This is a genomic window from Pseudomonas sp. GL_091 (genome assembly GCF_057837725.1).
The window spans coordinates 2,687,248-2,700,194 of sequence record NZ_CM174451.1; the positions used below are offsets into that span (position 1 = coordinate 2,687,248).

Annotated in this window: 10 protein-coding genes; 8 read left to right on the forward strand and 2 right to left on the reverse strand. The window is 57.8% G+C overall.

Going from position 1 to position 12,947, the window contains the following annotated elements; genetic code table 11:
• Positions 1-138 precede the first annotated feature (138 nt).
• Positions 139-678 carry a molybdenum cofactor biosynthesis protein B gene (moaB, locus tag AC3ITY_RS12345; RefSeq protein WP_007976036.1) on the forward strand — a complete coding sequence of 180 codons (540 nt, stop codon included), beginning with the start codon at positions 139-141 and terminating at the stop codon, positions 676-678.
• The gene (locus AC3ITY_RS12350) at positions 675-1,880 is read left to right on the forward strand and encodes a molybdopterin molybdotransferase MoeA (protein ID WP_489309436.1); all 1,206 of its coding nucleotides are present in this window, start codon (positions 675-677) and stop codon (positions 1,878-1,880) included. Before moaB ends, AC3ITY_RS12350 begins: the two co-directional genes overlap by 4 nt.
• A gap of 141 nt (positions 1,881-2,021) precedes the next feature.
• On the opposite strand, the gene AC3ITY_RS12355 is transcribed toward AC3ITY_RS12350, so the two are convergent.
• Both AC3ITY_RS12355 and moaA read right to left on the reverse strand, forming a co-directional pair.
• Positions 2,022-2,921, reverse strand: a complete 900-nt coding sequence (locus tag AC3ITY_RS12355) for a bestrophin family protein (RefSeq protein WP_489309438.1) — start codon at positions 2,919-2,921, stop codon at positions 2,022-2,024.
• A 5-nt stretch (positions 2,922-2,926) separates the two neighbouring features.
• Complete coding sequence (gene moaA, locus AC3ITY_RS12360) at positions 2,927-3,925, reverse strand: GTP 3',8-cyclase MoaA (protein ID WP_489309440.1); 999 nt, start codon at positions 3,923-3,925, stop codon at positions 2,927-2,929.
• Positions 3,926-4,361: 436 nt separating this feature from the next.
• Here moaA and AC3ITY_RS12365 point away from each other — a divergent pair, with 436 nt between their 5' ends.
• The 6 genes from AC3ITY_RS12365 to AC3ITY_RS12390 all read left to right on the forward strand — a co-directional run bounded on the left by AC3ITY_RS12365 (position 4,362) and on the right by AC3ITY_RS12390 (position 12,947).
• Positions 4,362-6,686 (forward strand): FdhF/YdeP family oxidoreductase, encoded by a 2,325-nt coding sequence (locus AC3ITY_RS12365; protein ID WP_489309442.1) that lies wholly within the window; start codon positions 4,362-4,364, stop codon positions 6,684-6,686.
• A 121-nt stretch (positions 6,687-6,807) separates the two neighbouring features.
• Positions 6,808-8,229, forward strand: a complete 1,422-nt coding sequence (locus AC3ITY_RS12370; protein ID WP_489309444.1) for a cytochrome ubiquinol oxidase subunit I — start codon at positions 6,808-6,810, stop codon at positions 8,227-8,229.
• A 17-nt stretch (positions 8,230-8,246) separates the two neighbouring features.
• Complete coding sequence (cydB, locus tag AC3ITY_RS12375) at positions 8,247-9,263, forward strand: cytochrome d ubiquinol oxidase subunit II (protein ID WP_489309446.1); 1,017 nt, start codon at positions 8,247-8,249, stop codon at positions 9,261-9,263.
• A complete protein-coding gene (locus tag AC3ITY_RS12380) occupies positions 9,250-9,405 on the forward strand; it encodes a DUF2474 domain-containing protein (RefSeq protein ID WP_082563029.1) in 156 nt (51 codons plus the stop codon). Before cydB ends, AC3ITY_RS12380 begins: the two co-directional genes overlap by 14 nt.
• Positions 9,406-9,941: 536 nt before the next feature.
• Positions 9,942-11,096, forward strand: a complete 1,155-nt coding sequence (gene ccrA / locus AC3ITY_RS12385; RefSeq protein ID WP_489309447.1) for a crotonyl-CoA carboxylase/reductase — start codon at positions 9,942-9,944, stop codon at positions 11,094-11,096.
• Between the two features lie 3 nt (positions 11,097-11,099).
• Positions 11,100-12,947, forward strand: coding sequence for a non-ribosomal peptide synthetase (locus AC3ITY_RS12390; protein ID WP_489309449.1), 1,848 nt, complete (start codon positions 11,100-11,102; stop codon positions 12,945-12,947).

Here is a 12,947-nt window from a genome sequence, read left to right on the forward strand (position 1 = left end):
CTATCATTGATGTTGTTTCTGGTCTTTTTATATTGATAGATCGGCTCGATAGTCTGGTTGGTTAGAGTGATTAGACACGGCTTGATTGATCGAATTAGTCTCCGGAAGTCATTTAACTTTTATCTGCCGGAGAACTCCATGAGCGTCAAACCGGATGCATTGTTTATACCCCTGAATATTGCCGTGCTGACCGTTAGCGATACCCGTGAATATGCCAATGACACCTCCGGCCAGTTACTCGTCAGTCGCTTGCTGGAAGCCGGCCACACCCTCAGCGAGCGCAACCTGCTCAAGGATGACCTGTACAAGATCCGCGCGCAGGTGGCGAACTGGATTGCCGACGACGGCATCCAGGTGGTGCTGATCACGGGCGGCACCGGGTTCACCGGTCGCGACAGCACTCCCGAGGCCGTGGCCTGCTTGCTGGATAAGCAGATCGATGGCTTCGGTGAGCTGTTCCGGGCGATTTCGATCCTCGACATCGGCACCTCCACGGTGCAGAGCCGGGCCCTGGCCGGGCTGGCCAATGGCACGCTGGTCTGCTGCCTGCCGGGCTCCACGGGCGCCTGCCGCACCGCCTGGGAAGGCATCCTCGCCGAGCAACTCGACGCGCGCCACCGGCCGTGCAATTTCGTTCCGCACCTCAAGCCGGTACAAGCCTGCGGGACGCGGGGATGAGCACTTCACCGCTGATGTCGGTGGAGCAAGCCATCGACCGGCTGCTGACAATGGCCGAGGCGCAGTGGATTGAAGACAGTGAAGCGGTACCGCTGAGTGGCGCCAGGCAACGGGTGTTGGCCAGTGACCTGATGGCGACCCTTGATCTGCCGCCGTGGCCGAACAGTGCCATGGACGGCTATGCCCTGAATGTCGACGGTTGGGGCGGCGAACCGCTGAGCGTGTCGCAGCAGGTGTTTGCCGGTCACGCCTCCGAAGCCCTGGCACCGGGAACCTGCGCGCGCATCTTCACCGGCGCCCCGGTTCCGCCGGGTGCCAACTGCGTGGAGATGCAGGAGAACACCGAGGTACTGGATGACGGGCGTATCCGCTTCAAGCAGCCCTTGAGCGCCGGCAGCAACATTCGCCCGCAAGGCCAGGAGAACCGCGCCGGCGATGTGCTGCTGCGCGCCGGCAAACGCCTCGGTCCGTTCGAACTGGCGGTCGCGGCGGCGCAGGGTTGCACCCATGTGCAGGTCGTGCGGCGACCACGGGTGGCGTTGTTGTCCACCGGCGATGAACTGGTCGACCCGGGCACGCCACTCAAGCCCGGCAGCATCTACAACAGCAACCGCACGTTGTTGAGCCATTGGTTGAGTGCGTTGGGTTGCGAGGTCATCGATGCCGGCATTCTCCCCGACGAGCCACGCCAGACGCGGCTCAAGCTCGAACAGCTACAACACACGGCGGACCTGATGCTCAGCACGGGCGGCGTGTCCGCCGGTGACGCCGACTGCCTCGGCCAGGTGCTGCGCGAGTGCGGCAAGCCGTTGCTGTGGAAACTCTCGATCAAACCCGGCAAGCCATTGACCGTGGGCCACTTCGGCCGCGTGCCGGTGATTGGCCTGCCGGGCAATCCGACATCGGCGCTGGTCACTTTCGGCCTGTTGGCCCGGGCTTATCTGTTGCGGATTCAGGGCGTCGAAGACGTCGAGCCTTTGAGCTTCCTGGTGAGTGTCGGCTTTGCCTGGCCCAAACCCGGCAGCCGCCGCGAGTACCTGCGGGCGAAACTCGAAGCCGGTCGCGCGGTGCTGTATCCGAACCAGAGCTCAGGCGTATTGCTCGGCGCCTCCTGGGCGGATGGACTGGTGGAAGTGCCGGAAGGCTGCACGCTGGAAATGGGTGACACGGCACGGTTCATACCCTTCAGCGAGTTGTTCTGAATACCGCAAACATACTGTGGGAGCGGGCTTGCCCGCGAAGAGGCCGGCAAATCCAACAGAGATGTTCGCAGACAGACCGCTATCGTCGGATCGCCGCCCGGAGCAAGCCCGCTCCCACAGGTTTTGCGTTTGTCCTGAATATCAGTTCAACACAAAATCCACCGGCTCCAGCTGTGGCGGCAGTTCCGTCACCCCCAGGGCCGCCAGCACATCGCGTTCGATGTTGCGCACGATGGCGTCGGTGGGCAGGTCGTTTTCATCGCGGCCGAAGGGGTCTTCCAGTTCGTCGGCAATCGCATCCAGGCCGAAAAAGGTGTAGCTGACAATCGCGGTGAAGATCGGTGTCAGCCAGCCCAGGGGTTCGGCCATGGCAAACGGCAGGAGGATGCAGAACAGGTAGATGGTGCGGTGCAACAGCAGGGTGTAGGGGAACGGCAGTGGGGTGTTCTTGATTCGTTCACAGACGGCCTGGGCATGGGTCAGGCTGGCCAGGTGGTTGGCCATGAGCGTGTAGCGCCAATCGTTGATCGCCCCGGACTCGTTGAGTGTCGAGCACTGTTGACCGACCTGCATCAGTATCTGCCCGCTGATGTCTGTGGAGTTGCCCTTGGGCATCGGGTGCAGCCAGTCGCCACTGGCGGCCATTTCGTTTTCCTGGCGCAGACGCGCGTTGAGGGCATGGGCGAAGCCGCAAAGGTTGCTGAGGATCATGTGTCGCTCTGCCGTGTCCTTGATCACCAGGGTTTCACGAATCATCGAGCGGATCTCCACGATCACATCGCCCCAGGCCTTGCGCGCTTCATACCAGCGGTCGTAGCAAGCGTTGTTGCGAAAACTCATGAAGATCGACAGCGACAAACCCAGCAGCGTGAAGGGCGTGGCGCTGACCTTGGAAAAGTAGCTGGGGTGCAAGGTTTCGATGAGTACGATGGCCGAGGCGAGCAGCGTCACCATCAGGCTGCGCCAGGCGATGCGCTTGGCAATCGAACCCTTGAGCGACGTCAGCACGCCGATCAGGTTGGGTTTGGGTCTCACGATCATGGGTTTCAGCCGCCCGTCATGTTCATGAAGCGAACAACCTGAACGTCGTCGTTCACTTCGAAGTTGTGTCGATAAGGCTTGAGTTTCATCGCCTCGATAATGGCCTTTTCCAGGCGCTCGGGCTGTCCAGGGTGGCTGCGCAAGACAGCCTTGAGATCCACTGAGTGCTCATTGCCCAGGCACAGCAGCAGACGTCCTTCCACGGTCAGCCGCACCCGATTGCAGGTGCCGCAAAAGTTGTGGCTGTGGGGTGAGATGAACCCCAGTCGAATCTGTGGCGCCTCGGCCAGGCGCCAGTAGCGCGACGGACCCTGGGTCGACTCGGCGGAATCAATCAAAGTGTAGCGTTCGGCGATGCGTTCGCGGACCTGGCTGCTTGCGAAAAACGATTCGGCGCGGCTGTGTTCATCGATGGTGCCCAACGGCATTTCCTCGATGAAAGAGATGTCGAGGTTACGGTCGATGGCAAAGCTCACCAGATCATTGATCTCATGGTCGTTGCGGCCCTTCATCACCACGCAATTGAGCTTGGTGTTGCGAAATCCGGCCTTGTTGGCCGCGTCGATGCCCTTGATCACCTGCGCCAGGTCACCGGTGCGGGTCAGTTCGCGAAAACGTTGCGGGTCCAGGCAATCGAGGCTGATGTTGAGGCGTTTGACCCCGGCGTCGAACAACGGTCCGGCCAGTTTGGCCAGCTGCGAACCGTTGGTGGTCATGCACAGTTCACGCAGGCCGGGCAGGGCGGCGATCTTCTCGCACAGTTGCACCACCCCCGGGCGGATCAGCGGCTCGCCTCCGGTCAGGCGGATCTTGCGGGTGCCCAGCGCCACGAAGCTTTCAGCCAGTTGATAAATCTCTTCCAGGGTCAGCACCCGTTGGCGCGGCAGAAACTGCATGTCCTCGGCCATGCAATACACGCAACGGAAATCGCAGCGGTCGGTGACCGACATCCGCAGATAGTCCACGCGCCTTGCGAACCCATCGATCAGGACTCGTTCTGACATGACTTCCTCTCCTGGCACCGAAAAACTTGTAGGAGCGAGCTCTGCTCGCGATGGTCGTTAACGATTACGCGTGCTTTCTGGTTACACGCGGTGCTCTTGGGTCCATCGCGAGCGAGCTCGCTCCTACAGTTACGAATTCCGTTAATAACGGATTTGTTGAGCGCAGGCTAAGAGCAACTTCAACGGGCGTCCAATCACTATTGATGACCGGGTGATCGACCGGCTCTATGATGAACTTTATTTTGTGATTAAAAGAGCTTTAAGTGATTTCAGGTCGTTGAAAATAAAGGATAAAAATCAGTGATAGAGCGTTTCGATAATGTGGTCATAAATAGCGATTAGACAATATTTAAACGCCATTCATATGCTTTCTCCGCAAATCGAACAATGACCTGAATCAGGTCGAAGCCTGTGTGCATTGTCACGGAGAAGTACCATGTCTCAAGTCGACCGATACAAACCCTATAAAGGTGCCGCCGCTGGTTGGGGCGCGCTGATCGCTGTTACCAAGAACTGGCTGGGCAGTGAAAACGCGCTGAAGAACATTCGCGCCATGCTCAAGACCAACCAGAACGGCGGGTTCGACTGCCCCGGTTGCGCCTGGGGCGAGTCGCCGGAAAACGGCATGGTCAAGTTCTGCGAAAACGGCGCCAAGGCGGTTAACTGGGAAGCCACGGGCCGTTTGGTCGACCCGGCCTTCTTCAACAAATACAGCGTTTCGGCGCTGGCTGAGCAGAGCGATTACTGGCTGGAGTATCAGGGCCGCCTGACCCACCCGATGCGTTATGACGCGGCCACCGACCGTTACGTGGAAACCACCTGGGACGAAGCGTTCGCGACGATCGCCCGGCACCTCAATGCGCTGGAGTCGCCGGATCAGGCCGAGTTCTACACCTCGGGCCGGGCCAGCAACGAGGCCGCCTATCTCTATCAACTGTTTGTCCGGGCCTACGGCACCAACAACTTTCCGGACTGCTCGAACATGTGCCACGAAGCCAGCGCGGTGAGCATGATCGAAAGCCTCGGCGTGGGCAAAGGCACCGTGGTGTTTGACGACCTGGAGCATGCCGATGCGATCTTCGTCATTGGCCAGAACCCCGGCACCAACCACCCGCGGATGCTCGAGCCGTTGCGCGAAGCGGTCAAGCGCGGCGCACAGGTGATCTGCATCAATCCACTCAAGGAGCGCGGATTGGAGCGCTTCCAGCATCCACAGCACCCGATCGAAATGTTGCTGAACGGCTCCGAGCCCACCAACACCGCGTACTTCCGCCCGGCACTGGGCGGCGACATGGCGGTCATGCGCGGCATGGTCAAGTTCCTGCTGCAGTGGGAGCGCGAAGCACAGGTCAGCGGTGGCGAGCCGGTGTTCGACCATGAGTTCATCGCCGAACACACCTCGGGAATGGGCGTTTACCTGGGGGAAGTCGACGCAACCAGCTGGGAGCACATCGAGCAGCAGTCGGGCATGACTTTGGCTGATATCGAACTCGCCGCCCGCATTTACGCCCGGTCCAAGCGCGTGATCATGTGCTGGGCGATGGGCCTGACCCAGCACACGCACTCGGTGCCGACGCTGCAGGAAGTCATCAACCTGATGCTGCTGCGCGGCAACGTCGGCCGTCCGGGCGCGGGGCTGTCGCCGGTGCGTGGTCACAGTAATGTGCAGGGCGACCGCACCATGGGCATCAACGAGTTGGCGCCTGCGGATTTGCTCGATGCCCTGGAAAAACGCTTCTCCTTCAAGCCGCCGCGCGAGCACGGTCACAACACTGTGATGGCGATTGGCGCGATGGAGCAGGGGCGTTCGAAAGTGTTTATCGCCCTGGGCGGCAACTTCGCCCAGGCCACCCCCGACACGCCGCGCACCCACGCCGCGTTGCGCAAATGCGACCTCACCGTGCACATCGCCACCAAGCTTAACCGCAGCCATCTGGTCACCGGTCGAGAAGCGCTGATCCTGCCGTGCCTGGGCCGCACCGACATCGACATCCAGGCCGAAGGCCCGCAAGGCGTCACGGTGGAAGACACCTTCAGCATGATCCACATCTCCCACGGTCAACTGAAACCGAAGTCGAAACACCTGCGCTCCGAGCCTGCGATCATTGCCGGCATCGCCGCCGCGACCCTGGGCAAGCACCCGATCGACTGGAACTGGGCCATCGGCGACTACGGCCGCATCCGTAACATGATTGCCGACACCATTCCCGGCTTCGAGGATTTCAACCGGCGCTTGCTGCATCCGGGCGGTTTTCACATGCCGAATGATGCGGCCAAGCGCATCTGGAAAACCGCCAGCGGCAAGGCTCAGTTCACCCCGAGCGTGCTGCCGGAGCACCTGATCAGCGAGGGCGTGCGCAACCTGGCGGTCAAGCCGCACCTGATTCTGCAGACCATGCGCTCCCACGATCAGTACAACACCACGCTGTACGGCCTGGATGACCGTTATCGCGGGGTGTACGGCATGCGCGACGTGGTGTTCGCCAACGAGCAGGACATTCGCCGGCTGGGTTTTGAACCGGGGCAGAAGGTCGACCTGGTGGCGCTGTGGGACGACGAACGCGAGCGTCGGGTCAGCGGTTTCACCCTGATCGCCTACGACATTCCGGCCGGTCAGGCAGCGGCCTACTACCCCGAGACCAACCCGCTGGTGCCGCTGGAAAGTTATGGTGACCGCACCTTCACCCCGACTTCCAAGTTCGTCGCCATCCGGCTGGAGCAGGCCAAGGCCAGCAACCTGATTTCGACTTCCGCCGCTTAGCACCGGGGGCGGCCCGATGCCGCTCACCTGACCCTTTCGACTTGTATTGGCTGCAGGCTCCCAGGCCTGACGGTGGCCCGGCCGTGTGCCGCCGTTTTTCAGCCGCGATGAGGATATCGACATGTTTAACCTGGAGGCACTGGACCTGGCGCGCATGCAATTCGCGTTCACGGTTTCGTTCCACATCATCTTTCCCGCCATCACCATCGGGCTGGCCAGTTTCCTGGCGGTGCTCGAAGGGCTTTGGCTGAAGACCCACAACGATACCTACCGCGATCTCTACCATTTCTGGTCGAAGATCTTCGCCGTCAATTTCGGCATGGGCGTGGTCTCGGGGCTGGTCATGGCCTACGAGTTCGGCACCAACTGGAGCCGCTTTTCCGATTTCGCCGGCAGCATCACCGGGCCCTTGCTGACCTATGAAGTGCTCACGGCGTTCTTCCTCGAGGCCGGTTTCCTCGGGGTCATGCTGTTCGGCTGGAACCGGGTAGGGCGCGGTCTGCACTTCTTCTCGACGGTCATGGTCGCCATCGGCACCCTGATTTCGACCTTCTGGATTCTCGCCTCCAACAGCTGGATGCAAACGCCCCAGGGCTTCGAGATCGTCGACGGTCGGGTGATGCCGCTGGACTGGCTGGCCATCGTGTTCAACCCGTCGTTCCCGTACCGCCTGGCGCACATGGCGATCGCCGCGTTCGTGGCCACGGCGTTCTTTGTCGGCTCATCGGCGGCGTGGCACCTGCTGCGCGGCAACGACACCAAACAAGTGCGCAAGATGCTGTCGATGGCGTTGTGGATGGCCTTGATCGTCGCGCCGATCCAGGCGGTGGTCGGTGACGCCCACGGCTTGAATACCCTGGAACATCAACCGGCGAAGATCGCGGCCATCGAAGGGCACTGGGAAAACAACGGCAGCGAAGCCACGCCGCTGGTGCTGTTCGGCATTCCCGATATGCAGGCCGAGAAGACCAAATATGCCATCGAGATTCCGTATCTGGGCAGCCTGATCCTGACCCACAGCCTCGACAAGCAGATCCCCGCGCTCAAGAGCTTCCCGAAAGAGGATCGCCCAAATGCAACGGTCATCTTCTGGAGCTTCCGCGTCATGGCCGGGCTGGGCATGTTGATGGTGCTGGCCGGTGTGCTCGGCCTGGCGCTGCGTCGCAGTGGTGCCATTTACCGCAATCGCTGGTTCCTGCGCCTGATGTTGTGGATGGGGCCAAGTGGCCTGATCGCCATGCTGGCCGGGTGGATCACCACCGAAGTCGGGCGTCAGCCGTGGGTGGTGTATGGCCTGCTGCGTACCGCCGATGCCGCGTCCAATCACAGTGTCGCGCAGTTGAGCATCTCGCTGGCGCTGTTCGTGGTGATCTATTTCTCGGTGTTCACGGTGGGCATCGGCTACATGATGAAACTGGTCGGCAAAGGGCCGCAGCCGCATCACGGGAATCCCGTCGACGGGCATGCCGATCAGGTCATCACACCGCGCCGGCCGCTGTCCGCCGACGCTGAAATCCTCGAAACCGACGCCCGCGTCAATTGAAGGAAGGGAGTTGAGTCATGGGTATTCAAGGTATCGATTTATCGCTGATCTGGGGCGTGATCATCGCCTTCGGCGTGATGATGTACGTGATCATGGACGGCTTCGACCTGGGGCTGGGCATTCTGTTTCCGCTGATCCCGGATGCGAAGGAGCGCGATGTGATGATGAACACCGTGGCACCGGTCTGGGACGGCAACGAGACCTGGCTGGTGCTGGGCGGTGCGGCGCTGTATGGCGCGTTCCCGCTGGCCTATTCGGTGATTCTGGAAGCGTTGTACCTGCCGCTGATCCTGATGTTGTGCGGCTTGATCTTCCGCGGTGTGGCGTTCGAGTTCCGTTTCAAGGCCAGCCCCGAAAAGCGTCATGTCTGGGACATGGCATTCATCGGCGGTTCGCTGCTGGCGACCTTCTCCCAGGGTGTGGTGATTGGCACTTACATTGCCGGCATCCCGGTGATCGACCGCCAGTTCGCCGGTGGTTCGCTGGACTGGCTGGCACCGTTTCCGCTGTTCTGCGGAGTCGGCCTGATCGTCGCTTATGCGCTGCTCGGCAGCACCTGGTTGCTGGTCAAGACCGAAGGCATGCTCGAATCGCGGATGCGCCTGTTCACCCGGCCCCTGGCCTGGCTGCTGTTGGCGGTGATCGGGGTGATCTGTGTGTGGACGCCAATCCTGCATCCGGAAATCGCCACCCGCTGGTTTGCCCATGCGCACCTGGCGGTGTTCGGTGGCCTGGCGGTGCTGGCCCTGCTGGCGATGTTCGGCTTGCTCAAGACCCTGCGCCAACGCCACACCCATTGGCCGTTCGCCTTCACCCTGATGCTGGTGTTCCTCGGTTACATCGGCCTGGCGTTCAGCATCTGGCCGAACATCGTGCCGCCGTCGATCAGCCTGTGGGCGGCGGCGTCACCGCCGACCAGCCAGTTGTTCATCCTGATCGGCGCGCTGTTCATCCTGCCGATCATCCTGATGTACACGGTCTGGAGCTACTACGTATTCCGCGGCAAAGTGAGGATTGGCGATGGCTACCATTGATACGAATCAAACGGCACCCGCGCGCTGGTACAAGCGCCTGGGATGGCTGGTGGTGATCTGGCTGGGCAGCGTGGTTGCCTTGGGTGTGGTGGCGGGGGCATTGCGGATGTTGATGCATGCGGCGGGGATGAGTAGCCACTGAGGTTCACTGCGAAAAATGAAACCCGGAGCCCATGACAGGGCTCCGGGTTTTTTTATTGGGTTGCGAAACTGTAAGTTGAGGGCATTACCTTTGGAAAATGCCCCTTGAAATGCCGGGCTTTAATAAGAAGTTGATTTTTAATGGAAAAATTCAGATCGTTCCCGTGCATTTTACAAGGTATCAATATGGTGTGTTTTATATGTTTAAAAGCTTGTAGGAGGAAGATGGCATTATTTTGGGATGCTTCTGTTGTTAAAATGGGATTGGTAGTTCGCTAGTTGTAGGTAGTGTCTGAAATTATGGTTTTCTCTTTACGCGGGCTTCCAGGTTGTATTAAGTTTTAGTTGCTGGTTGGTCGAGGTTGGTTTGTCTGGTGGCTAGTTTTTATTTTTACAGCTTCTTGATGTTGGTTCTGTGAGGTCGCGGGGGAAGAAAGAGAGTTTTAATTAAATTTCAGGGTTTCAAGCTCAAGGAGTTCAAGATATGGATGAAGTAGGCGTGATGCTTGGTTCAAAAAAATCGGTGTTCCTGAGAAAATGTTGGCACAAACTATTAGGTCTGAAAGGTACGGCCCACCTTCAACCGCATTTGCTCTTGAAACCGTCCCTGTACCAGACATTCAATCCGATGAATGCTTAGTCAAGGTCATGGCCGCTGGTATAAATCATAATGGCGTTTGGGCTGCACGCGGATTTCCAATAGATGTCATTGAACTCCAAAGAAGTCGCGGCGAAAAATGTGAGTTTCATATAGCAGGATCTGATGCTTCTGGAATAGTTGTTGCCGTGGGGAAGGATGTTGACGATATCGCTATTGGCGATGAAGTGGTACTGCACTGCGGTTGGTGGGATTGCGATGCGTTGTCCGACGAAATCATGGACAAGTCGGCAAAGATCTGGGGTTATGAAATCAATTTTGGAGCCTTCGCTGAGTACACCCGGGTCAAGCGCCAGGCAATTCTGCCTAAGCCCGCGCGATTGAGTTGGGAGCAAGCGGCGTCCTACATGCTTTGCGGGGCAACGGCGTACCGAATGCTGCACGGCTTTGCACCTCATACGGTGAAACAGGGGGACGTAGTACTGATATGGGGCGGCAGTGGTGGAATGGGATCTATGGCAATCCAATTGGTTAACGCTGCGGGGGCGATACCTATAGCCGTGGTCAGTAGCGAAGAAAAAGCCGCGTATTGTCGCGAAATTGGCGCAAAAGGCACGATCAATCGACAGAATTATGGGCATTGGGGGGGGCTTGAAGATATTGAAGATCCAACTAAGTACGCCCGTTGGTTAGGTGAGGCCAAGCGGTTCCAGCAGGAGATCTGGCGTCTGGTTGGGGAGAGAAAATGCCCTCGAATTGTGATTGAACATCCAGGTGAAGATACCTTTCCGACTTCATCTTTCGTCTGTGCTCCTGGTGGGATGGTAGTCATTTGTGCAGGCACCACTGGTTATAAGGGAACGTTCGATGTCCGATATCTGTGGATGCGCCAAAAAAGATTGCAAGGTTCACATTTTGCCAATCTAAACCAATGTCGTGAATTTAATAGACTGATTGATGAAGGCCATGTGCAGCCATGCCTGACCCGAACTTTTCTTCTTGAGGATTTACCTGAGGCTCATCAGATTATGTTTGAGAATCGTGAGCCCGTGGGAAACTTCGTAGTGCGGATTGGTAGTCGTTGGGAGTGCTAGTTTATGTTGTTTATTAATAGGTATGTTAATCAAGTCCATGAAACTCCTCAGATTCCGGCTGTCGCTTGTGAAATGTCGGAGGTTTCATATAAGGAGTTGTATTGTCGAGCGCGTCGATTGGCTGGGATACTTGCTGGGGAAAGTTCGGCAAGGATGATTGGTGTTGTAGTGAGTAAGAGTGTCGAGTACATCGTTACGGTACTTGCAATACATTTATTGGGTCGAACGGTTGTCCCGCTGGACGGTAATTACCCAGTTAGCCGATTGAAGCAGATGATTACGTCTCTTGATTTGTCTTTTTGCTTAGTCAGCCATCAGCATGGGATTGAATTGACTGGCATGTTGCAGGAATGCACGCACCTTTTACATATCGAAGGCTCAATAGGGAGTGCGACTGAGGAAACTGAACTCGTGGTCACTGTAGGGGATGATACACCGGCGTATGTCGTGTTCACGTCTGGCACCACCGGTGTGCCAAAACCGGTTCTAGTGCCTTATCGATCACTTAGCACCTTGATCGACTGGATGGCTAAAACATCAGGGTCGCAAGGCACCACATTGTTGTACGCGGCACAGGGGTTTGATGTTTCATTTCAAGAGATCTACGCAACGTTGTGCTGTGGGGACCGCTTACTGATTGCCACGGATGCGCATAAGAAAGATTTGCGTGCCTTGATCGAACATTTATCTGCGGGAAAGGTGACACGTTTATTCCTGCCAACCTCGATGCTGATCCCACTGGTGAAATTCGCTCTTCAAGAAGGGAGGACACTGGTCGATTTGAAACAGGTGATTGTGGCAGGAGAGCAGCTGAAGGTCACGCCGGCCGTCAGGCAGTGGTTCAAGGCTCATCCTCATTGTCGATTGATCAATCATTACGGACCATCAGAAACACATGTGGTGATGACCTGCCAACTCGAAGATGAACCGGATGGATGGCCGGATCTGCCGCCGATCGGTCAGGTCACGCCAGGTAGTGACGCCTGGCTGTTTGATGAGCAGTTACAACCGGTGGCACAAGGGGACTGCGGTCAACTGCACATTTCGGGTCGCTCATTGGCGTTAGGTTATTACCGTATGCCGGAGCAAACAGAGGAGAAATTCATCATCCATCCCCTCACTCTAGAGCGGATGTACAACACAGGCGATATGTGTGTTCTCAACGAGCAGGCTCAATACGAATACAAGGGACGGCGTGACCGGCAGTACAAGGTTCGTGGGTATCGAGTCGAGTTGAAAGAAATCGAGGCGGCAGTTACGAATTCCGGATTGGTAGATGATTGCCTTGTCGTAGCGTTGCAAACGAATTTGATCACCTCGCTGGTCCTCTATTTTGCAGCACATGAGTCCGATCAAGATCTAAGTTTGAGTTTGCATGCGCATCTTGCTGCAACATTACCGGAATATATGCTGCCGTCCTTCTATAAAAAAATTGCAGCCATTCCGTTGACCCTTAACGGCAAAGCCGACACTGCGAAGCTGCCACCTATCAGCGGGCTGAGATCGCAGTTGTCGTCTAGTTATGTAGCGCCGAAGGGGCCGCTTCAAACACTGGTTTGTGAATTGGCAGCGGAATGTTTCGGGATCGATCGACTCGGCGTTGATGACAACTTCATGGCGGCGGGAGCGAACTCTTTCACACTGATGTCCTTGTTAGCCGAGTTGCGCCATGTATTGGGCCACAGCTTTCGGCAGACCGATCTGTTCGAGTACCCGACACCCAGATTGCTGTGCGGGATCGTTCAGAGCTCGATGCAAGTGCCTGAGCCGAAAGTCCCGGTTGTCTCTGTAACCCAGCGGAAACTGAGATCGGCTGCCATTCACAGTGTTCATGAAAAAAGGAGAAGCTGA